Genomic DNA, 21,516 nt, shown 5'->3' with positions numbered 1-21,516 from the left:
CTATCTCCCTCTTTTTTTATAAGATTCAATATCGCCATCCACTTTATTTTTAAATCCATATACTTCTTGCTTCCCTGAGTATGGAACTAATTCAATCGTTTTTTCATCCCCAGGCTCGAATCTTACCGCTGTACCCGCTGGAATATTTAAATGTTGTCCAATTGCTACACTACGATTGAACTTTAACGCCTCATTCACTTCATAAAAGTGGTAATGAGATCCAATTTGAATCGGTCTATCTCCCTGATTTAACACCTTAACTTTCGTTGCTTTTTTATTTTCATTACATACTATGTCTTCTTTCGCAAGGATATATTGCCCTGGAATCATCTCATTCACTTCCTTTAATGAATTGGTTGATGAATAGTTACTAATTTTGTTCCATCAGGAAAAGTTGCCTCAACTTGAATATCTGATATCATGTCTGCAATACCATCCATAACATCTTCAGCACTTAAAATATTTTTTCCAAGTTCCATTAATTCCGCTACATTTTTACCATCTCTTGCTCCTTCCAAAATTTCATACGTAATAATAGCGATACTTTCTGGATAGTTTAACTTAAGCCCTCTCTCCTTTCGTCGATAAGCTAAATCAGCCGCAACAACTACCAGCATTTTATCAATTTCTCTTGGCGTTAATCTCATTGCACTCTTCCTTTCTGAAGTATTTTAAAACTAAGAATATTCTAAAAATAAAAGATGTACTTCCAATGTCCTTTCCGTGTTTTCTCCATGTTTTTTTTGCTGCCAATCAAATAAAAAAAGGACAGTAGGAATATCATTCCTTACTATCCTTACTCCTATATCTAATATATCTTTAAGAATTTCTAGTCTTTTTTTATTTCCCTTCATTCTTCTCTAACACATATAAATCTTCTTCAATATTTGATAACTTTTCAGTTACAAGTTTTCTTGCATCTCCAATTGCTTGATTGTATGCAAATGGTCCTACTAATTTAATCATTTCCTCTATTAAACGCTCTGCTTGAAAACGTCCAATCTCATCTAAATCTTCTTCAACGAAAAATTGCTGAATTTGTGCTACAAGCTCTTCTTTTTTATCAGTCGGTATTTTTATGTTCATCATCATGAGTTACTCCTCTATATTTAAGATAATACTTTTCTTAACTCTACCATAGAAAAGCGATTTCCTGGACAAGTTTTTGTAACCCCTTCTAACTCCCTATGGCCGAGTATATTCCCTTTCTCTATGGCAAACTGCTTCATAAACATTTTACATAAAGAATATAATGAATTCATTTGTGCAGTAGTTGGATCATATTTATCAAAATTTCCCGTCATACATATTCCAATTGTATTACTATTATTATCTTTCGCATGTGCTCCAATATGTAAACCTCGTCCTTCGACTACAGTTCCATCTTCTTCAATAAAATAATTGTAACCAATCCCGCTCCATCCTCTTACCTTTTGATGAAATTCGTGAGTTTTATACACATCCCAGCCATCTTCTGACGTATGGTGGATAATCAGTTTATTTACTTTTTCTAAAGGAACTAACTCATTTTGAAACGTTAAATTTGCACATTTAATTTCCATATGAACATCCTCCTCTTACAAATCGATCATAATAACTGTTTTATCATCTGGTCTTATTCTATTTTCTCCTTCTAACCTTTCAATGATTGCTACATATTCTTTTATACTATTCTTTCTTATATATGCTACAGTTTGTTCTAACGACCACTCTGGGTGAAACAATCCGTCTGAACAAATAAAAATCCCACTTACTTCAGCTACCTGTAATTCACCATATTGTAAATAATCCATAGCTTCTTTCATCCCATTTGCAACTGAGTAGCCGTTTGGCATATTTGCAAGATAGCGATTGTATTTTAACTGCTCCCGAACATCTTGAAAAACGTGTTCTTCAGGTACAGGTAATCCCTTTTCTCTATCTTCCTCTCTCTTCTTTTTTGCACGTTTACTAATTCCTTGAACCGTATCTTTCGTTAATACTCTCATCGCTCCATTTTGAAGTATTGCAACGACCATACAATCACCTAACTGTGCATATTCAAGTTTTTCGCCTTCTATTTGAACTGCTGCAATACATGTACACCACAGATGGTCTTTTTTTCTCATATCAACCTTGTACTCTAGCATCTTGTTTTGCAATAATTCACTCGCCTTTGCAACTTCACCTTGTAAACTATTAATCTCCCGTAACGAAGTAAAATGACTTGCAAATAAATGCGAAGCGATGTATGCTCCATTATGTCCTTCTTCATCACAAAACGGGACAAGTGGCGTTGCGCCATCACATACACCGTACATCATGTTATGTTCATTACAAAAAAATGAATCCTCACATTCTTGTTTTAAAGGACTTTTCTGTTGATACGTCGTTATCTTCATATCTGTATCCCCTTTCAAATTATCAAATACTCAAACTGTTTAGATTAATCTAATTTTCCGAAATAAACTGTTTTCACCTAAAACTTTCAATTTCATATATAATCTTGAAATAATATGATTATTTAGTGAAGGACGGGAAAAAGATGGTCAGATTTCTTGGTGTTATTTTTGGTTCTATTATTATTGCGATTGCCTTTAATCTTTTCCTTATCCCCCATAAAATTTTAAGTAGTGGAATTGGCGGAATTGCTATTATTTTAGGGATTGCAACCCCTGTAAACACAGGCATTATTAACTTTGTATTGAACTTACCTATCCTTATTTTAGGATACATAGGTCTTGGAAAAAAAGTAATTTTTAACACAGTTGTCTCTGTAATTGTATTATCTGTTGCACTATACTATATTCCTGTAAAAGTCGTAGCAACAGATCCACTTTTATCATCTGTATTTGGAGGGGTTATCGCCGGAGCTGGTATTGGTCTTGTCTTTAACTGCCATGGTTCAACTGGTGGTTTTGATATTATCGGTATGTTGTTATCTCGCAAGCGAGATATTAAACTTGGTGGATTCCTTATTGCATTAAATACTGTTGTTGTTGTCATTGCAGGATTTTTCTTCACTTGGGATGTTGCCCTTACAAGCTTACTTTCAATTTATGTAACTGGTAAAGTAATTGATGCCGTTCATACAAAACATCGTAAAGTTACACTTATGATTGTAACAAATCAAGCGGAAGAAATGAAAAAAAAGCTTCTTTCAACTGTAGTACGCGGAATTACGTTACTTGATGGTGAAGGTGCTTATTCAAACGAAAAAAAACGTGTACTTATGACAGTCGTTTCTCTTGAAGAGTTAGCAAGTATGAAACTAACGATTTCCGAAATTGATCCTCATGCATTCGTTAATATTACAGAAACTGTTGAAGTATTAGGATTGTTTAGAAAAGCATAAAAAACTAGGTGAACCTTCACCTAGTTTTTATTTTGCATAAATTCAATTCGATTTCCAAACGGATCTGATACGTAAAATCTAATTACATCTGGTCGTGCATTATCATCTATTACTTCAACATCTTGCTTTATTAACTCTTGTTTAAATTCATCAATTTTTAAAACATAAAAAGCTGGATGCGCTTTTTTAGCTGGATTAAAGTTTTGCTCAACTCCGATATGAATCTCTTGATTTCCACACTTAAACCAACACCCACCACGCTTCTTTAATTCCTCCGGCTTTGGAATTTCCTCCATTCCAATTTTATTACCATAAAATTCTCGCGCTTCTTCTTCACATCCTACGGGCGCAGCTACTTGTACATGATCAATTCCTTGAATATAATTTTTCATATTCCTTCCCCCTCTTCTAGTCTAATCGTATAACGAAAACACATTCATGTAACTTACAGAAAATTAATTAAGCAATATAAGATTCTCTTATTACTACCTTTTATACCTTCCACTAATAATAAAAAAAGAAAATTTATTCTGTAATTTCCATTTTTTATAGAAATAAACGTCACACCTATATTATAGTTATTAATAGATCCATCTTTTTTAGATGCTAATTGTACGGAGGAAATATTATGAGTCGTAAAAAATATTCATCTACTCAAAAAAAGCGTCATCCGAACGTATCTGGACGCCTGCGAAACCATATACAAAATCGTTCTTTAGCAGAAATGTACGCATCTCTTTTCGAACATAACCCTGATAGTATTATTTCATTGAATTTAGAAGGAGTTATTTTACATATTAATCCCTCTGCTGAAAGAATATTAGGTTATACTTCTAACGAATTAGAGCGAAAAACAATCACCTCTATTTTAGAAGCACATATTTCTGATCAAGTGCTACAATACATAAAAAATACTGCAGCTGACAATCAAAAAGAGTATATCGTCTCTATTTATCATAAAGACGGATATTTACTAGATGTCGTAACAAAATTAGTTCCTATTTTTGCTAAAAATCGTTTAACAGGTGTATACGCCATTATGAAACCCCTTGAAAAATCAAAAAGAATTGAGAAAGTATTACAAGAGAGTGAGAAACGATTACGCACATTAATGAATTCAATGCCTGCATTTGTTATTTTTAAGGATCATGAAGGACGCTGGCTTGAAGCAAATGACTATGCGCTTTCTTGTTTCAATTTCCATAACGTACCTTATCATGGAAAAAGAGATAATGAACTCATTCAATATAACGAAGCGTACCGTGAATCTTTTTTGCATTGTGAAGAAGTCGATGAACTAACATGGCAAAAGGGACAAATTCTTCACGGAGAGGAATTTATTATACATAGAGATGATTTCGACCTAGTTTTAAGTATTTCAAAAGTCCCACTCTTCCACCCTGATGGCTCACGCAAAGGTCTTATAGTGATGGGAAGGGACGTTACCGAACTAAAAGAAACTGAAAAGTTATTACGAAAATCCGAAAAGCTTGCAGTAGTAGGACAACTGACAGCTGGAATTGCCCATGAAATTAGAAACCCGCTCACTTCATTAAAAGGATTTTTAACGTTATTACATCCAGAAATAAATGAGGAAAATAAATGGTATATGGACGTTATGTTGAGTGAGATTTCACAAATGGAATCTATAACAAGCCAATTTATGGCGATGTCTAAACCACAAGTGTTATCTATTCATACATGCAACGTACAAACATTAATTGAAGAAGTTGTAACTTTTATTTTACCAACAGCAATTATGCATAGCGTTCATATCATCATGGACCATTTCGATTATATTTCTGACATTCAATGTGACAGTAATCAATTAAAACAAGTTTTTATTAACATAGTAAAAAATGCGATTGAGGCGATGCCTGATGGTGGTAACATATTCATTCAAACAACTTCGTTAGAAAATGATTTTGTTTCAATACGTATTATCGATGAAGGTTGTGGGATTCCTGAAGAGCGCATGGCTCGTCTTGGCGAACCTTTTTATAGCTTGAAAGAAAAAGGAACTGGTCTGGGCTTAATGATGTGCTATAAAATCATTCAAGAGCATCACGGAAAATTATTCATTTCAAGTGAATTAAACATAGGAACAACTGTCGATATCCAATTACCAATTGCAACATCTCAGCCTGTAACAAACTCGTAACTATACATCTACACTAAAAAGCTCGAAGTCCCTATATGACTCTGAGCTTTATTTTTGTATAAAACGTATTTCATTACATCCATTCTCTTCCATGTTCACGAATGAATTTAATTTCGTTTTCATAATGGTCAAGGTGTCCTTCATCTATCATTTTTTTGAAGTTCATATCGCCTTCTTTAGCTTTTCTTTTCATATATTTACATAACCCCTCTAATCGTAGCAATACCATCTCCAGATAATCTTCTTCCATACCCCCACCGTAAGATTCAAAAAACAATTTAACCCTTTGCTTTATACGATCCGCATGCTGTAATGAACTATAATAAACTGCCTCACCTGTTTCCTTATAATAAACTCTACTTAATGGGACACAAGTGTAAAGAGTATAGGCTATATCCCAAAGTCTTGGTCCAGGACCAGCAACATCAAAATCAATAATACCTACTGGTTTTTCGTTATTAAAAATAATGTTGTATATTGCAAAATCATTATGGCATACAACCTCTATTTTATTTGGAGTATTATCCATCGGTTTCCAATCATCTGATAACGTGAAATCACTCACAGCATCATGATAAAGACGGAGCATCTTCGCTATTTCTTTTAAAACATCATCAGACCACATGTACTCTTTTAAAGGATAATTACCAGCTTCTCCTGCAATAAATGATAATATCTCTCTATCTTTATCATCAATACCTAAAAACTTTGGTGCATAACTAAAACCTTTGTTTTCCAAATGATTTAATAGCTTATGAATTTTGGTACTGCCTTGCTTTAATTCTCGTCGAACAGTATCTTCCGAACGATATACGTTTGAGACATTCCCTCCCGTTAGCATTTCTTCATTTTCGTAGTTTGACATCTAATAGTTCCCCCTCATTATTAGAAAAATCGACACGCTTAAAACAAAGTGCCAATTATTTTACACCCCTGCTCATTAACAAAACTGGAACCCCTTTGCTTTTCTTTATATTTTAACATAACTTTCCTATTCTCTTTTAATTCCTTAAATTGCAACAAAAAAATCGAGTATAAAATCTTTGTGATTTTATACTCGATTTAGTCTACTATTTATGCATGTGAAAACACTCTTTCATACCATTCTGTTGCCTTCTCTACTTCATTCATCGTTAATTGATGTCCTCTATTTTCCCAATGCATTGTTACATTGGCATTGGCACTTTCTAATAACGTCTTCAATTCTTCTGACTCAGAAGGCGCACAAATTGGATCATTTGTCCCAGCTGCGATAAATACCGCTGTTTCTGCTAAATTAGGCAATTGTATTCCTCTTCTAGGCACCATTGGATGATGAAGAACAGCAGCTTTTAATGCATCTTCATAATGGAATAATAAGCTCGCTGCAATGTTCGCTCCATTTGAATAACCGATAGCTACAATGTTGTTCCTATCAAATTCATATGTTTTTGCCGCTTCATTTAAAAATTCATTTAATTCATTCGTACGGAAAATTAAATCTTCTTCATCAAAAATACCTTCTGCTAATCTACGGAAGAAACGTGGCATGCCATTTTCTAATACATTTCCCCTAACACTTAATACAGAAGCTTCTGGATCAATTCTTTCTGCAAGTGGTAATAAATCTAATTCATTACCACCTGTACCATGAAGTAATAACAACACTGGTTTTGATGTATCTTTTCCTTTTTGAAAAACATGTTTCATCATAATCCTCTTCCCCTTTCAATCACTTTAGTCTAAATTTCTCACTTCAAATGGTAAGAGCGTTTGTTCAATCTGTTTTCTATTTGGTTCATATTGCTCCGGTAACTTTAAATCTTCACCCATCGTCTCTACAGATTCGTCATGAGCAAAGCCAGGAGGATCTGTCGCAATTTCAAATAAAATTTCCCCGTGTTCTCTAAAATAAATCGCATTAAAATAATTTCGATCTTGCACAGGAGTTACACCGTACCCAAAGCGAGATATATGTTCTCTCCAATCTAGTTGATCAGCATCGTCGCTCGCTCTCCAAGCAATATGATGAACTGTACCAACGCCCATCTGACCGCGTCCGATTGTTGATAATTTTAAATCAATAATATTTCCAATATCAGCAGAAGAACGGAATCGAACAAATTCACCCTCTTCTCCAATTTTCTCAAGACCCATAACGTGTTCTAACAATTCAGCAGTTTTTTGAGGTTGTGCCGATAAAAGAACAGCACCGCCAAATCCTTTAATTGCTACTTCTGGCGTAACTTCTCCAAAATTCCAATTATTTAATTCGCCTTCTTCTCTTTCAACTAATTCTATATGCAAACCATGTGGATCATCAAATTCTAAATACTGCTCCCCAAATCGAGTCATCTTTGTATATGAAACATCAAACTTTTCTAGTCTATTTTCCCAAAACTCCATTGCACCTTTTGGTACGACATATGAAGTAATTCCTACTTGACCATCTCCAATAATTCCTTGGCGAGCACCTGCCCATGGGAAAAACGTAATAATTGTTCCAGGTTTTCCTCCTTCATTACCAAAATAAAGATGGTACGTACCTGGATCATCAAAATTCACTGTTTGTTTCACTAAACGTAACCCTAATACACCAGCATAAAAGTCTACATTTTCTTGTGGATGCCCTACAATTGCTGTAATATGATGTATCCCCATTGTTTTCTTTTCCATTTCACCCACTCCTTTTTTATTTCGTTATAAAAAACTGTTTATACACTACAATTCATTATTCATTTTGTCCATACTACAAAGTAAAATCCGCCATTATAATTTTATCTCGAATTCAAGATAATTTACAAAAAAATATTTGTTCGATTTATAATCATAATAAATCTTTATTTAGAATACGATTTATCTCGAACTCAAGATTTATTATAAGTAACTTATTTTTCATTGTCAATAAGTTACTTATTTAAATTATTGTTCTCTTGATTAACTTTATTATCGAATAAAAAAGTCATACCAACGTATGACTTTTAACACATATATTTTATTTTTGATTTACTTTAGGGAACAGCTCCGATAGCGGAACAATTTTTCCCCTTTCATCTTTAAACACAATATGCTCTCTCGTTAAATGGCGCGGGCTCTTTTCTCCCGCCGCTGCCGCTAATGAAAACAAACTATATCTCATACTAATAATATAGTTCATTACCCTCCATTTCTTCTCATACGGATCTAACGCTTTTTGGTAGTGCGGATTCGTAGTTGCAACACCCGATGGGCATTGCCCTGAATTACATTGAAGCGCCATAATACAGCCACTTGCCATCATGAAGCCGCGTGCTGAATTTACGGCATCTGCACCGATAGCTAAAGCAATTGCTACTTTATCTGGTGTGATTAATTTCCCTGAGGCAAACACCTTTAATTTATCCCGAACACCGTAATGATTCGCCGTATCAATAAATGTAAGTAATGCCGGTATAAGCGGTAGCCCCATACTATCTGCCATCGATTTATACGTTGCACCTGATCCACCTTCTGAACCGTCGATTGTAATAAAATCTGGATAGATGTTTAATTCTTTCATTGTTTTTAATAAATCTTCCAAAGGTTTCTGTTGACCAATTACAATTTTCATGCCTACTGGTTTACCACCGTTTTCTTGCAAATCTTGAATAAAATATAAAGCCTCTGCTGCACTATTAATAAATGAAAATCGATTTGGCGAATTAATCGTTTCACCTTCTCGTACTTTCCGAACGGAAGCGATTTTCTCATTTACCTTCTGTCCTTCTAAATGACCACCACGTATTTTTGCTCCTTGCCCAAATTTCAATTCAAATGCTTTAATATTACTTTCTTTCGCCTTCTCCATAAATTCCTTCATCGAAAAATTCCCGTCCTCGTCACGGTATCCGAATAATCCCGGACCAATTTGCGCAACGATATTCGCACCCGTGTGTAAATGTTCTGGAATTACGCCCCCTTCCCCAGTATTAATCCACGAACCACCTGCCATTTTTGCACCAAACCCAGCTGATAAAATATAATTTTCTCCAATCGCACCGTAAGAAGTTGCTGACGCTCCAAACATACCATACAGTTTCCATGGATATTTCCGATTTTCACCGACGATAATGGCATCATCTTCTTCATACAACCAAAGGTTTGTTGTATCCGCTGTCAATTTTTCTCTTCTTGAAAATAATCCTTCTTTATGAATCATATATTTTTTCCCCTCACGTTCTTGCGTGAGATTCACACTTAATTCATCTGTTAATGTGGGGAATAATGTATTAGCAATATAATAGCCAGATTCCTCAAAATTCCGTTTCGATCCAAAACCAAGTATTTCAGAACGGTATTTTGCTAGAAACATAACACTTTGAAAATCGTAGCGCGAAAAAGGCTTTCCGTCAGTATCATGATCAAACCAATATTGCCGAAATTCTGGGCCTATTTTTTCGAGTAAATAGCGCATTCTACCTAAGTATGGATGCAGTTTTAATATAGAATGATGCGTCCGTTTTTTAATAAAAAATGTAATGATAAAAAAGACAATTAAAAGTAGCATCAAAAAGAGCAATATACTAATAATAACGAGTAGCGCTTCACTCATTCCGCTTCCCCCTATATATGAAATTCCATAATAAAAAGAGAACACTCGATGTGTTCTCTTTTTATCCTTATTCACACTAACGTAGCAAGATGCTCTTTCGCGTCATATTCAACTAAACTTTCAGCATTTTTAATTCGATGAACAAAATCTGGATTAGCGATTAATGGTCTTCCGAACGCCGCTACATCAATTGTTCCTTCTTGCAATGCTTCTTCTGCCTCTTTCGGATTCAAATTACCCACCCCAACAATAGTACCATCCCAATATTTTCTTACTAATTGATGAAAATTCTTTCCGTCAGCAATAACTTGCGTATAATTCATCGTTGACGGATGGATCATCGTTAATCCAACTTCTTTAAACATATTTACGAACGTTTCAATCGCAAGTTCTGGATTTTCCCACATATAAGCAGGATTATCACCTTTAAAGACAGAGAAACGAAGAAGTGTTTTATTAGCTCCAACTGCCTCTATTACAGCCTCGGTTACTTCTTTCATAAATGTTAATCTTTGCTTTAAGTCCCCGCCATATTTATCTGTTCGCTTATTTGCAAATTCATAGGTAAATTGATCAATTAAATACCCGTGTGCACCATGAATTTCTACTCCATCAAATCCAGCTTCGATTGCGTTTTTTGCAGCTTGTGCATATTGACCGATAACTTCTTTTATTTCTTCTAACGTCATTGCTTCTGGAGTATCAAATGGTTTACGAAAACGCGGAACATTACCCTCCGCAGCAATAGCAGACGGCGCTTGTGGCATTTGACCACCAATTATTTCGTGATGACTCATACGTCCAACATGCCATATTTGAGCAATAATCGTTCCGCCTTCTTTATGTACTGCCTCTGTAACAGGTTTCCAAGAATCAATTTGTGCTTGTGTATAAATACCTGGCACTCCCGGATTCCCTTTTGCTCTCGGGCTAATGACAATTCCTTCTGTAATAATTAATCCAATCCCATCAGCAGCACGCTTTCGGTAATACTCTACTACATCAGTACCAACTACCCCAGTCTCATTATTTGCAAAACATCTCGTCATCGGTGCCATCGCTATGCGATTGTGAAGAGACCAAGATCCAATTTGAATCGGATCAAACAGCTTCGTTTCATCGGTGTTTTCAAAAGATCCCCAATTATTTATATTTGTTCCTGCATAAATATTTGCTGCTTTATCGTTTGAACTTGTCATTTTTCTTCCCCCTTATAAAAAACTTACTATAATCGCATCATACTTACTTTTAAATAGTAACGTCAATTTATACGTCTTTACCATTAAACATTCGAATATTAAACAAACAGAATGATAAAAACAAAAATTAAAAAGGTTTCCTAATTAGGAAACCTTTTTTAGTTGACCATATAAGGCTAACAATTCGTTTATCTCTTTTACATAAAGAAAATAAACAATTATTATCTCCTCACATATGGAAAATCTCTTAACAATAGAAATGAGAGTGGCTCAGTATTCTTCTAAAAATAAAAACTTATATACCTAAAACAATGAAAGCCCTACCTCTCTTTCATCCTTACGGCTCCTTGTCCGTGCCAGTGTGAATCAGGATTGCAAAAATCAAGTAACTATTTTATCGAAGTATTGAATTAAACTTCGAACATTCGTAAAAGAAATTAAAAAATAAAAATGGATTAAATTGTAGTAATAACAAAAGGGGTTAATGCTTTAAAAGTGGTTTGAAAGAGTTGAATGTTTTTGAAATGATTGATTTTCTATAATTATATTCCCAAAAAATTCAAGATCTTTTTTGGGATGTAATACATTATCTACAATGAATCTTAACAAAAGCTTTTTATTTGATTTTCTGTGATACCTTCAATTAATCCCAGTTCACTAATCAAAAATTCATGTGCATTATCTAACATTTTCTTTTCGCTTGCATTAAGTGCTTTTTCTTTCTGCATACGTAATAAATCACGTACAACTTCAGCACCTTCTTGTATTTTACCCGTTTTTATTTTATCTGTATTCAATTTATACCTTTGTTTCCACGTCAGTAATCTATCTGATTCCCCGTGCTGAAAAATATCTATTATGTTTGTTAATGCCTTTATATCTGTGACTGGTCGTATATTTGAACTCAATATTTTCCCCATAGGAATCATTACTTCCATATTACTAGCCGACATTTTTATAACATAATACTGTCTTTTTTCTCCTGAGATTTCCTTTTCTTCTATGGCTTTAATTATACCTGCTCCGTGCATTGGATAAACGATGTTATCGCCAATTTGAAACAAATAATCCACCTCCATATATGGTAACCTTCTCAATCTTAACACACATTTATTTTTTTAGCAAAATTTTTATAATATCACAAAATTATTTTCTATGTCAATTTATTTACACATAAAAATTCAAGCTGTACAGAAACACTAAAAAACCCGCGATTTTGTTACATTTCTACACCCATTTTCTCCAATTTTATATACCTTGTAAAACAAAAAAAACACATCACTACATATAAGTAGCGATGTGTTTTTATATAATGTGTAACATGAAAGACAAAAACGGTTACTTCAAAACTTCACACGCGCGATTCTTCGCTTATATACTAACCTGCTTACTAATCGTTTCTCGCGCTAAAAGAAAACTCATAATCACTTGCGCAGCTACTCTACTCGTCATATCCCTAAAATCAAGAGTTGGATCAATTTCTACTATATCCATCCCTTGAACGAGTGGCTCTTTACCAAGGAATTCAATTGCATCAAGTAAAGTTGTACTATCCATTCCACCAGGACCGATTGCTGGACAGCCTGGCGCAAACGCTTGGTCTAATACGTCCATATCAAGAGAAATATAAATAGAAGTCACACCTTGTTTTCTTAATACTTCAATACTTTCTGAAATAAGATCTTTTATTTCTCGCTCTCTTACATCTTTCATTGTATACACTGTCACGCCATGCTCTTTTGCATATTCATGGTACGCTCGTGCATTTGAAAAATTACGAATCCCAATTTGAACGAGTTGTTTTCCTGTAATCACATCATTTTCTAGTAAACTACGGAACGGTGTACCATTTGATGGACCACCATCATCTAAATTACGTAAATCATGATGGGCATCAAATTGAATAATACCGACCTTCCCTTTACTATTTGCAAAACCAGTTACACTCGGAAAACTAATCGAGTGGTCACCACCAAGAACGATTGGTATCATTTTCGGATTTACTTTCGTCAAGTGACCAACTGTTTTCGCAATTCGGTTATGACTCTCTTTTATATCTGTCACATGCATCGTAATATCACCGCAATCATGAATAACACTTTCTTTCATATCATGTTCTTCTGTAATTGCGTACGTGCTATATGCATCTAACATTGAACGAATTGTTTTTGGTGCAAAACATGCTCCTGAATGACTAATAGATGGTTTAGAAAGGGGTGCTCCAATTAAGGCAGCACCGAATATTTCCTCCCCTTCCTCCCAATCTTTAATCATTTCGCTCCATTTCGTTACTTCGCGATCGATAAACTTTTCATTTTTCTTTAAATAGTGGCCGTGCTCCACGATTGTTCACCTCTTGTATATGCGATATTACCATTCTTCCATACTGTATTTACATGACTTACGCCGTAATGGTACGGTACGTAAGCGTAATTATAAGCATCCCATAAAACTAAATCCGCCTTACGACCAACTCTAATTTTCCCAGCTACATCGCCTCGATTAATGGCATAAGATGAGTTAACTGTTACCGCATTCCAGACTTCTTCTGGTGTCATTTTTAGTTTCAGCATTGCAATACTCATAATGAGCTGAATGTTTTCAGTTGGACAGCTTCCTGGGTTAAAGTCTGTAGCTAAAGCAACAGCAACACCTTCATCGATCATTTTGCGGCCGCGTGCGAAACTTTCTTTATTTAAATAGAAAGTTGTTCCTGGTAATAAAGTCGCTACTGTATTAGAATTCGCAAGCATTTCAATTCCTTTATCAGAAGCGCCAACTAAATGGTCCGCTGACGCCGCACCGATTTCAGCCGCTGCTTCCGCACCACCAAGAGAGTCGATTTCATCTGCATGAATTTTCACATCAAAGCCAAGCTCTTTCGCTTTTAATAAAAATTCTTTTGATTCTTCTACAGAGAACACACCTGTTTCACAGAAAATATCAACGAACTCAGCCAATTGCTTCTCTTTCATCTCTGGTAATAGATCTAGCATCCATTGTAAAAATTCTTTCGATCTTCCTTTATACTCTTTCGGAACTGCATGAGCACCTAAAAATGTTGAAACTAAATCAATTGGATGCTCTTTTTGTAATTGTGCAGTTGCCTCTAATTGTTTCCATTCTGTCTCATCATCTAATCCGTAACCACTCTTCGCTTCTACGGTTGTTACACCGAAAGATAGCATACGGTCTAAATGAAATTTCGCTTTTTGAACAAGTTCTTCTTTCGATGCTTGTTTCGTTGCATTTACAGTTGAAAGAATACCTCCGCCTTGTTCTAAAATTTCCAAGTACGGCACTCCCTGTAACTTCAGCGCGATTTCATTTTCACGAGATCCACCAAATACAAGATGAGTATGCGGATCAACAAGACCAGGAGACACCATTTTCCCGCCGCAATCAATAACCTCTTTCGATTGTAATCCTTTTGCTTCTTCCGCTGTTCCAACGAAAGTAATTACGCCGTTTTCGATTCCAACCGCACCGTTTTCAATAACAGGAAGCGTGTTCATCGCTTCCCGTCTTAACAAGCCATCTTCTTGATCCATTGTTAGTAATTGACCAATATTTATTAGTAAAGTGTCCAGCATGTTTCTTCCTCCTTATTTCATCATTGGAATGTTAACGCCTTTTTCTTTCGCAGTTTGAACCGCTAAGTCATAGCCTGCATCAACGTGACGAACAACACCCATACCAGGGTCAGAAGTTAATACGCGTTCAATACGTTTTGCCGCTGCTTCTGTTCCATCTGCAACGATAACCATTCCAGCGTGAAGTGAATAACCCATACCAACGCCACCACCGTGGTGAACAGACACCCAGCTTGCACCGTTTACACTGTTGATTAATGCATTTAAAATTGGCCAGTCTGCTACTGCATCACTGCCGTCTTTCATAGATTCTGTTTCACGGTTTGGAGATGCTACTGATCCGCAATCTAAATGGTCACGGCCGATAACGATCGGTGCTGATAATTCACCATTAGCCACCATTTCATTAATAATGCGGCCAAATTTTGCACGCTCGCCATAACCAAGCCAACAAATGCGTGATGGAAGACCTTGGAACTCAACTTGCTGACGTGCCATACGAATCCAATTACATAAATGCTCATTATCCGCAAACTCGCGTAAAATAACTTCGTCTGTTTTATAAATATCTTCTGGATCACCAGAAAGTGCTACCCAGCGGAATGGTCCTTTTCCTTCACAGAATAATGGACGGATAAATGCTGGAACGAATCCTGGGAAATCGAAAGCATTTTTTAATCCTTCATCGAAAGCAACTTGGCGAATGTTATTTCCATAATCAAATGTAATCGCACCTTTTTCTTGCATTGCAAGCATTGCTTCTACATGTTTTTTCATACTTTCTTTTGATAATTGTACGTAACGTTCTGGATCTTCTTCACGAAGCTTCGATGCTTCTTCTACTGTGTAACCTACTGGAATATAGCCGTTTAATGGATCATGTGCAGAAGTTTGATCCGTAACTAAGTCAGGGATAATATTACGGTTTACTAACTCAGGTAAAATTTCTGCTGCATTACCTAATAATCCAATTGAAATAGGCTCTTTCTTCTCTTTATACTCGTTTGCAATAGCCAGTGCTTCTTCTAATGATTCTGTATACTTATCACAATATCTCTTTTCAATACGACGATCGATACTACGCTTATCTACATCAATAGCAATTACAACACCGCCGTTCATCGTTACAGCAAGAGGTTGTGCGCCACCCATGCCACCTAAACCAGCAGTAAGTGTTACTGTGCCCTTTAATGAACCATCGAAATGCTGGCGTGCCGCTTCACCAAATGTTTCATATGTTCCTTGTAAAATCCCTTGTGTTCCAATATAAATCCAGCTACCAGCTGTCATTTGTCCGTACATCATAAGACCTTTTTTCTCTAGTTCACGGAAGTGATCCCAGTTCGCCCATTTTGGTACTAAGTTTGAGTTTGCTAAAAGAACGCGAGGTGCATCTTCATGTGATTTAAAAATTGCAACTGGTTTTCCTGATTGAACAAGTAACGTTTCATCGCTTTCTAACGTTTTTAATGAATCAACAATCGCATGGTAGCTTTCCCAATTACGAGCTGCACGGCCAATTCCTCCGTATACAACTAATTCTTCTGGTTTTTCAGCTACTTCAGGGTCTAAATTGTTCATTAACATTCGAAGTGCAGCTTCTTGAACCCATCCTTTCGTTTGTAACTCAGTACCTCTTGCCGCACGAATTGTTTGTTGTACTTTTTCCATTTCAATCTCTCCCTTTTCTCGTTTTATAGTGCTGCATTTACATCCAATCTTTCCTTTATTGAATAGTTCGTTTTTAACCAATGCGTGATATTTTCGATATCCGTTGAGAATATACGGTCATTTGTAATAGAAGGCACTTGCTGACGACCTTGATGATAGAAGCCCTTCGTAACTGTACTCATGTTTTCAATCCCGCGATATTCTGCTGCTTGCATCGCACAAATCATCTCAATTGCAAGAACGCGTCTTGCATTTTGAATAATTTGATGCGCATGACGTGAAGCGATTGTTCCCATACTTACGTGATCTTCTTGGTTAGCTGACGATGGAATTGAATCTACACTCGCCGGATGTGCTAACGTTTTATTTTCAGAAACAAGTGATGCCGCTGCATATTGCATAATCATTGCACCTGACTGAAGTCCTGGTTCTGGACTTAAAAATGGTGGTAAATCATTTAATTGCGGATTTACTAGGCGTTCAATACGGCGCTCTGAAATATTTGCAAGCTCCGCCATTCCTACTTTTAAGAAGTCCATTGCAAATGCAATTGGTTGTCCGTGGAAATTACCACCAGAAATTACTTTTTCCCCGCCATCAAAAATAAGTGGATTATCTGTTGCTGCATTCATTTCAATTTCTAATTTTTCTTTCACATAATTTAAAACTTGCCAAGAAGCACCGTGAACTTGCGGGATACAACGAAGTGAATATGCATCTTGTACACGAAGTTCTCCTTGTTTTGTCACAAGTTTACTATCATGAAGAATATCACGAATTCTGCTTGCCACTTCGACTTGCTCTTTATAACCACGCGCTTTATGAACATTTTCATCAAATGCATCAATAATGCCGCGCAATCCCTCAATTGTCATAGAAGCGATTAATTCAGATTGATAAGCCGTTGCTTCAGCTTCTATATAAGAAAGAACTCCTTGCGCTGTCATCGCCTGTGTACCATTGATTAACGCAAGACCTTCTTTTGCTTCAAGTTCAATAGGTTCAAGTCCTTCTTCTGTAAGAGCGACCATCGCGTGAACTCGTTTTCCTTTGTAGAACACTTCACCTTCCCCTAATAAAACGAGAGCAAGATGAGATAAAGGTGCTAAATCACCGCTCGCTCCTAGTGATCCTTGTTGCGGAACGACTGGATGAATTTTACGATTTACAAACTCAAGAAGCATATTTACAACAAGCGGTCTAACACCCGATACTCCTTTTAACATCGTGTTAGCTCGTAAAATTAACATACCGCGTGATACCTCTTCCGGGAATGGATCGCCTATTCCGCACGCATGTGACTGAATTAGATTATGCTGAAGTGCCTTTACATCATCTTTTTGAATAAGCACATCACTAAACTTTCCAAATCCAGTTGTAATACCGTAAACAACTTTTCCGTCTTCTACGATTTTTTCAACTACTTCGCGGCATTCTGCTACCTTTTGCATACTAGTTGGACAAGCTGTTACACCTTCACCTTCAAGTAACAACCTCTTCATTTCTTCAACTGTCAATGTGTGTCCTGTTAACGTAATCATTCTTTTTCCTCCTTATAAAGGCAAAAGGGGACCTTATCTTTTTAAGACAGACTTCTGTCCTAAAAAATAAGGCCCCCTTCTAACTAATAGACTATGGGCAAATCATATGTGATTAATTCCTAAACCAATCGCCTCATGCTCAGATCCTTTTACAGGTGCACCAATCGTTCCATAAAGTGCAACAGCAACCCATTCGCCTTCTTTTTTTCCGTCGTATGGTGTACCGCGCACAATCGCAAAGCGAAGTCCTACTGTACGAAGAACGTCTGCTAACTGAATTTGACCTCTCGTCACTCCGTACAAAGCTTCCATAATTGCATGATAAAGTGCATGTGTTTCTCTGTAAACATCTGTTTCAATAACTCGGTTGCTCTTAGCCGCTGTTTCCATTGCTGCTACTACTTTTTGCGAATTCATAGAACCAACTTTCCCAGTACAATATTTCCAACCTTTTGGAATAGATAATACGGGACTTTCATTCTCATCCGCAAGTGCCAACAGCATGGCCATACGACCAATTCGATGTGTTCCTTGAAGAAGCATGTGACTCTCTCATTTCTTTTGAATTATTTGAATATTACTTAATTTAAGAATATATGAAAACGGTTAAATCGTCAATAGTTTAAAATATTATTCAAGTAATTTTTTATCCCTCTCATACTTGTGTACACAATTTATTTACAGATTTTTTTCAGACGTGCTATAGTCTCACTAACAGATGCAAAGGGGCGAGATTTCAGTGGCGAAGCGAAAAGATATTCATTTTCGAATTGAAGAAAAATTTCTTGAAAGATTTGAATCAGCACTCCATTACGAAGGTTTAAATAAAACAGACGTATTAACACATGCGATTCAGCAATTTTGCATAAAGGTGGAATGTGAAAAAATGAATGATGTAAAACGCCAATACAACGTTAGTGACCATTTACAAACACGTATCGATACGCATAAACATTACGAAGAAAAACAAGTGAATATAGATGAAGTCGTCATTGAACATTTACAACTTCAAGGAGAAGAAAAAATATTAGAGGTCGGGTGTGCTAACGGAAAATTTCTTTCCCTTTTGCAAACTAATGGTCATAAAGGATATCTAACCGGTTTTGATCAATCGGAAACTATGCTTTCTGAAGCTGCTATAACGAATAATATGATTGAATGGAAACTCGGTGATGCTAGTAAACTTCCTTTCGAAGCTAATTGTTATGATTGGGTAATCGCAAGGCATATGTTATACCACATGAAAGATGTCGAAAAAACTATTCAAGGATTCCATAAGATAATTCGTCCTGGCGGCGCCCTTTTAGCTACAACAAATTCTAAAGTTTCATTACCTCGTATGGATGAAATGTGTAACAAAATGTTAGTCGCATTTGATTTACCAAAAACATCACCGGCAGCTTCTCCATTTTGTTTAGAAAATGGAAAAGAACTATTACAATCTGTTTTTCCAACTGTTGAAGAAACAATTATTCATAATGCACTCGTTTTCCATCATGCTACTCCGATTGTAAACTATATTTCTAGCATGTTTCCGTCACTAAATATACCTGATAATATATATCTTCACACCGAAATGAAGGAATGGCTAAAAGAAGAGATAGAAAGTGAATTATCACTTCACAACGGTATATGGCGCGATCCGAAAACGTTAGCGATTTATCGATGTAAAAAAGAAAAAAGCTAGCAAATGCTAGCTTTTACACGTTTTCAGGTAAAAGCTTCTCCATTACCACATTACCCTTACCACTATAAAAATTTATATTATGTTCGTTCGCTACTCCAAAATAAGAAGCAATTGCTATTCCAAATGGCACAAATGCATGTCCTTGTGCCGTAATAATATTTGAGTGTTGTACAACTTCTGTATACACAAAATTTTCTACTGTGAAACAATCTAATTTTTGATAATCTATGGTCGCTGTATAAGAAATTTCTTTTAATAAACCTGCTCTTGCTAACGCATACGGTCCGGCACAAATCGCTGCCACTAATTTTTCTTTCTCAGAAAATTGACGAATAACTGAGAAGAGCAATTCTGCCTCTTTCATATGTATTGCATCTCCACCCGGAATAATAATTCCTTCATATTCTTCTACACAAGTTTCATTTAATTCTATGTGCGGCTGTACTCGCAAGCCAGTTTCACTTATAACAGTTTCCTTCGTCACTCCCGCTGTAATGATTTCATATTCATTTTTCAACATTGCCGTTGCTACCGTAATTTCAAACTCTGCAAATGTTGGGTATACGAATAAAAGTATTTTTTTCATATTCCTTTCCCCCTTAACCATTCCATAAAATATATTTCTAATTCGTTCACTGATAATGTATTTGTGTCCACATAAGCTACAGGAAATTGTTTATACCATTCTTTTTCAGTTTCTACTAATTTAAATTGTTCCTCAAATGTACTACGATTTCTTGCCCTATCATTATTTTTTCTATCATACAAACTCTCTTTCGAAACATCTAAATAAAAAATTGCATCCGAACGGCACTCTCTTAATTTATATAGTTCTTCTTTCAATCCTATTTCTATATCCCAATCTTCCCCAATAAGTTTCGGATAAAAAATTGTATAAAATTCAATATCTTCTGGTCCACGATCAAAAATAACAATCGATTCCTTTACATTTTGAAACTCTTTTATTTTTGCTTCAATAAACATTTTTTGATTTGTAATAAACCCGTCTTTTGTGTAAATATCCAAATGTAATTCTTTCCGCTTTTCTACAATTGGATAAGGGTTTTCATATATAATCGAATGTCCTCTCTTCTCTAATCTTTTTGCTAATGTCGTTTTCCCACTTGCCATCGGTCCTTGAAGTGAAACTATGTAAGTCATACCGATCATTCCTTTTCACTATTGTAAGTTACTTTTATAATATACAGAATTTTTAAAACTATCAACGAAATACTTACCATCTTGTTTCCTATTCCCATCTGACTTATAATGAAAAATAGAGATGATTATGAACGCATTTTTTATGTAAGCTTGGGTTTCCAAGCTTACATTATTTTTTGCTTCCACTTTTCTTATAAAAAGAGTATACTAACACGGAACGTATGTTCTTAATAATTACATACAGTAAGGGGATAGAACAATGGTATACGACACAAAAGCAATTTCTTGGAATGCATCGTTAAAACAACTTCAACGCCGCTATACAAATAAACAAGTTGACCGAAAAGAATTTGAAGATATTGAACTGATGGAATTCTTCCGCGATAACGACTACATTTCTTTACCTACACATATAAGCGGCCTATCAACAAAACGTTTTACTTCTTACTCTATTTTCACAACTGAAGATAAAGATCGTAAAGTTGGCACTCTTATCATTGAATATGTAGAAGATGAAAATGATATTTTACGTGTTGAACAACTATACTTCGTTTAAACTACAACGCTTGGTCAAATTGACCAAGCGTTCTTGCTTTCTATGAATCTCACTGTTTATAATA

Annotated in this window: 23 protein-coding genes; 4 read left to right on the top strand and 19 right to left on the bottom strand. The window is 35.7% G+C overall.

The features are described 5' to 3' along the window. The 5 genes from ACFVQC_RS06810 to ACFVQC_RS06790 all read right to left on the bottom strand — a co-directional run bounded on the left by ACFVQC_RS06810 (position 1) and on the right by ACFVQC_RS06790 (position 2,381). Positions 1–330 (bottom strand): urease subunit beta, encoded by a 330-nt coding sequence (locus ACFVQC_RS06810; protein WP_242248002.1) that lies wholly within the window; start codon positions 328–330, stop codon positions 1–3. 14 nt (positions 331–344) lie between these two features. Further along, complete coding sequence (locus ACFVQC_RS06805) at positions 345–647, bottom strand: urease subunit gamma (RefSeq protein ID WP_002066603.1); 303 nt, start codon at positions 645–647, stop codon at positions 345–347. A 193-nt stretch (positions 648–840) separates the two neighbouring features. Beyond that, positions 841–1,092: a DUF2164 domain-containing protein gene (locus tag ACFVQC_RS06800; protein ID WP_002111161.1), complete on the bottom strand. Its 252-nt coding sequence runs from the start codon at positions 1,090–1,092 to the stop codon at positions 841–843. A gap of 17 nt (positions 1,093–1,109) precedes the next feature. Then, positions 1,110–1,562: a peptidoglycan recognition protein family protein gene (locus ACFVQC_RS06795; protein WP_002146292.1), complete on the bottom strand. Its 453-nt coding sequence runs from the start codon at positions 1,560–1,562 to the stop codon at positions 1,110–1,112. A gap of 15 nt (positions 1,563–1,577) precedes the next feature. Further along, the gene (locus ACFVQC_RS06790) at positions 1,578–2,381 is read right to left on the bottom strand and encodes a protein phosphatase 2C domain-containing protein (RefSeq protein ID WP_377897798.1); all 804 of its coding nucleotides are present in this window, start codon (positions 2,379–2,381) and stop codon (positions 1,578–1,580) included. 143 nt (positions 2,382–2,524) lie between these two features. Between ACFVQC_RS06790 and ACFVQC_RS06785 the strand changes: the two genes are divergently transcribed. After that, positions 2,525–3,334 (top strand): YitT family protein, encoded by an 810-nt coding sequence (locus ACFVQC_RS06785; RefSeq protein WP_377892365.1) that lies wholly within the window; start codon positions 2,525–2,527, stop codon positions 3,332–3,334. A gap of 20 nt (positions 3,335–3,354) precedes the next feature. Here the strand turns inward: ACFVQC_RS06785 and ACFVQC_RS06780 are convergent, their stop codons facing one another. Then, a complete protein-coding gene (locus ACFVQC_RS06780) occupies positions 3,355–3,726 on the bottom strand; it encodes a VOC family protein (RefSeq protein WP_377892367.1) in 372 nt (123 codons plus the stop codon). A gap of 236 nt (positions 3,727–3,962) precedes the next feature. Between ACFVQC_RS06780 and ACFVQC_RS06775 the strand changes: the two genes are divergently transcribed. Beyond that, positions 3,963–5,495: a BA3702 family sensor histidine kinase gene (locus ACFVQC_RS06775; protein WP_377897797.1), complete on the top strand. Its 1,533-nt coding sequence runs from the start codon at positions 3,963–3,965 to the stop codon at positions 5,493–5,495. Between the two features lie 73 nt (positions 5,496–5,568). Here ACFVQC_RS06775 and ACFVQC_RS06770 read toward each other — a convergent pair whose 3' ends face one another. From ACFVQC_RS06770 to hutP, 11 genes are all read right to left on the bottom strand, one after another. Continuing rightward, positions 5,569–6,360 (bottom strand): phosphotransferase, encoded by a 792-nt coding sequence (locus ACFVQC_RS06770; protein ID WP_377897795.1) that lies wholly within the window; start codon positions 6,358–6,360, stop codon positions 5,569–5,571. A gap of 209 nt (positions 6,361–6,569) precedes the next feature. Continuing rightward, complete coding sequence (locus ACFVQC_RS06765) at positions 6,570–7,184, bottom strand: alpha/beta hydrolase (RefSeq protein WP_377898138.1); 615 nt, start codon at positions 7,182–7,184, stop codon at positions 6,570–6,572. A 27-nt stretch (positions 7,185–7,211) separates the two neighbouring features. Beyond that, entirely contained in the window at positions 7,212–8,150 is a 939-nt protein-coding gene (locus ACFVQC_RS06760) for a ring-cleaving dioxygenase (protein ID WP_377897793.1), read from the bottom strand. Between the two features lie 319 nt (positions 8,151–8,469). Further along, a complete protein-coding gene (locus ACFVQC_RS06755; protein WP_377897792.1) occupies positions 8,470–10,044 on the bottom strand; it encodes a glutamate synthase-related protein in 1,575 nt (524 codons plus the stop codon). Positions 10,045–10,115: 71 nt separating this feature from the next. Then, on the bottom strand, positions 10,116–11,243 hold the full coding sequence (locus ACFVQC_RS06750; RefSeq protein WP_377897790.1) for an alkene reductase: 1,128 nt from the start codon (positions 11,241–11,243) through the stop codon (positions 10,116–10,118). Between the two features lie 602 nt (positions 11,244–11,845). Then, positions 11,846–12,307: a CarD family transcriptional regulator gene (locus ACFVQC_RS06745; protein ID WP_170935206.1), complete on the bottom strand. Its 462-nt coding sequence runs from the start codon at positions 12,305–12,307 to the stop codon at positions 11,846–11,848. A 307-nt stretch (positions 12,308–12,614) separates the two neighbouring features. Then, positions 12,615–13,586, bottom strand: coding sequence for a formimidoylglutamase (gene hutG / locus ACFVQC_RS06740; RefSeq protein ID WP_377897788.1), 972 nt, complete (start codon positions 13,584–13,586; stop codon positions 12,615–12,617). Further along, positions 13,565–14,836 carry an imidazolonepropionase gene (hutI, locus tag ACFVQC_RS06735; protein ID WP_377897785.1) on the bottom strand — a complete coding sequence of 424 codons (1,272 nt, stop codon included), beginning with the start codon at positions 14,834–14,836 and terminating at the stop codon, positions 13,565–13,567. The genes hutG and hutI overlap by 22 nt, the downstream gene beginning before the upstream one ends. A gap of 12 nt (positions 14,837–14,848) precedes the next feature. Continuing rightward, a complete protein-coding gene (gene hutU, locus ACFVQC_RS06730; protein ID WP_377892378.1) occupies positions 14,849–16,507 on the bottom strand; it encodes a urocanate hydratase in 1,659 nt (552 codons plus the stop codon). A gap of 23 nt (positions 16,508–16,530) precedes the next feature. Next, a complete protein-coding gene (gene hutH, locus ACFVQC_RS06725) occupies positions 16,531–18,048 on the bottom strand; it encodes a histidine ammonia-lyase (protein WP_377892380.1) in 1,518 nt (505 codons plus the stop codon). Between the two features lie 102 nt (positions 18,049–18,150). Then, positions 18,151–18,591 carry a histidine utilization transcription antiterminator HutP gene (hutP, locus tag ACFVQC_RS06720; RefSeq protein ID WP_000926519.1) on the bottom strand — a complete coding sequence of 147 codons (441 nt, stop codon included), beginning with the start codon at positions 18,589–18,591 and terminating at the stop codon, positions 18,151–18,153. 196 nt (positions 18,592–18,787) lie between these two features. Here hutP and ACFVQC_RS06715 point away from each other — a divergent pair, with 196 nt between their 5' ends. Further along, complete coding sequence (locus tag ACFVQC_RS06715) at positions 18,788–19,735, top strand: class I SAM-dependent methyltransferase (RefSeq protein ID WP_377897782.1); 948 nt, start codon at positions 18,788–18,790, stop codon at positions 19,733–19,735. A 13-nt stretch (positions 19,736–19,748) separates the two neighbouring features. Here ACFVQC_RS06715 and ACFVQC_RS06710 read toward each other — a convergent pair whose 3' ends face one another. Continuing rightward, complete coding sequence (locus ACFVQC_RS06710; protein WP_377897780.1) at positions 19,749–20,321, bottom strand: DJ-1/PfpI family protein; 573 nt, start codon at positions 20,319–20,321, stop codon at positions 19,749–19,751. Further along, positions 20,318–20,896 carry an AAA family ATPase gene (locus ACFVQC_RS06705; protein ID WP_377897778.1) on the bottom strand — a complete coding sequence of 193 codons (579 nt, stop codon included), beginning with the start codon at positions 20,894–20,896 and terminating at the stop codon, positions 20,318–20,320. Before ACFVQC_RS06705 ends, ACFVQC_RS06710 begins: the two co-directional genes overlap by 4 nt. 259 nt (positions 20,897–21,155) lie before the next feature. Here ACFVQC_RS06705 and ACFVQC_RS06700 point away from each other — a divergent pair, with 259 nt between their 5' ends. Then, entirely contained in the window at positions 21,156–21,452 is a 297-nt protein-coding gene (locus ACFVQC_RS06700; RefSeq protein ID WP_002121472.1) for a hypothetical protein, read from the top strand. Positions 21,453–21,516: the final 64 nt, after the last annotated feature.

The organism is Bacillus sp. NPDC057893 (assembly GCF_042796455.1).
Lineage (GTDB): Bacteria > Bacillota > Bacilli > Bacillales > Bacillaceae_G > Bacillus_A.
This window is presented reverse-complemented; position numbering and strand designations above follow the sequence as displayed.

What these genes read in the sequence shown, in the direction of transcription:
- ACFVQC_RS06750 (WP_377897790.1), bottom strand. Translation starts at nt 11,243, where the DNA reads ATGACAAGTTCAAACGATAAAGCAGCAAATATTTATGCAGGAACAAAT.
- ACFVQC_RS06705 (WP_377897778.1), bottom strand. Translation starts at nt 20,896, where the DNA reads ATGACTTACATAGTTTCACTTCAAGGACCGATGGCAAGTGGGAAAACG.
- ACFVQC_RS06795 (WP_002146292.1), bottom strand. Translation starts at nt 1,562, where the DNA reads ATGGAAATTAAATGTGCAAATTTAACGTTTCAAAATGAGTTAGTTCCT.
- ACFVQC_RS06760 (WP_377897793.1), bottom strand. Translation starts at nt 8,150, where the DNA reads ATGGAAAAGAAAACAATGGGGATACATCATATTACAGCAATTGTAGGG.
- ACFVQC_RS06710 (WP_377897780.1), bottom strand. Translation starts at nt 20,321, where the DNA reads ATGAAAAAAATACTTTTATTCGTATACCCAACATTTGCAGAGTTTGAA.
- hutH (WP_377892380.1), bottom strand. Translation starts at nt 18,048, where the DNA reads ATGATTACGTTAACAGGACACACATTGACAGTTGAAGAAATGAAGAGG.
- ACFVQC_RS06790 (WP_377897798.1), bottom strand. Translation starts at nt 2,381, where the DNA reads ATGAAGATAACGACGTATCAACAGAAAAGTCCTTTAAAACAAGAATGT.
- ACFVQC_RS06785 (WP_377892365.1), top strand. Translation starts at nt 2,525, where the DNA reads ATGGTCAGATTTCTTGGTGTTATTTTTGGTTCTATTATTATTGCGATT.
- hutI (WP_377897785.1), bottom strand. Translation starts at nt 14,836, where the DNA reads ATGCTGGACACTTTACTAATAAATATTGGTCAATTACTAACAATGGAT.
- ACFVQC_RS06775 (WP_377897797.1), top strand. Translation starts at nt 3,963, where the DNA reads ATGAGTCGTAAAAAATATTCATCTACTCAAAAAAAGCGTCATCCGAAC.
- hutP (WP_000926519.1), bottom strand. Translation starts at nt 18,591, where the DNA reads ATGCTTCTTCAAGGAACACATCGAATTGGTCGTATGGCCATGCTGTTG.
- ACFVQC_RS06780 (WP_377892367.1), bottom strand. Translation starts at nt 3,726, where the DNA reads ATGAAAAATTATATTCAAGGAATTGATCATGTACAAGTAGCTGCGCCC.
- hutU (WP_377892378.1), bottom strand. Translation starts at nt 16,507, where the DNA reads ATGGAAAAAGTACAACAAACAATTCGTGCGGCAAGAGGTACTGAGTTA.
- ACFVQC_RS06765 (WP_377898138.1), bottom strand. Translation starts at nt 7,184, where the DNA reads ATGAAACATGTTTTTCAAAAAGGAAAAGATACATCAAAACCAGTGTTG.
- ACFVQC_RS06805 (WP_002066603.1), bottom strand. Translation starts at nt 647, where the DNA reads ATGAGATTAACGCCAAGAGAAATTGATAAAATGCTGGTAGTTGTTGCG.
- ACFVQC_RS06770 (WP_377897795.1), bottom strand. Translation starts at nt 6,360, where the DNA reads ATGTCAAACTACGAAAATGAAGAAATGCTAACGGGAGGGAATGTCTCA.
- ACFVQC_RS06800 (WP_002111161.1), bottom strand. Translation starts at nt 1,092, where the DNA reads ATGATGATGAACATAAAAATACCGACTGATAAAAAAGAAGAGCTTGTA.
- ACFVQC_RS06755 (WP_377897792.1), bottom strand. Translation starts at nt 10,044, where the DNA reads ATGAGTGAAGCGCTACTCGTTATTATTAGTATATTGCTCTTTTTGATG.
- ACFVQC_RS06810 (WP_242248002.1), bottom strand. Translation starts at nt 330, where the DNA reads ATGATTCCAGGGCAATATATCCTTGCGAAAGAAGACATAGTATGTAAT.
- ACFVQC_RS06700 (WP_002121472.1), top strand. Translation starts at nt 21,156, where the DNA reads ATGGTATACGACACAAAAGCAATTTCTTGGAATGCATCGTTAAAACAA.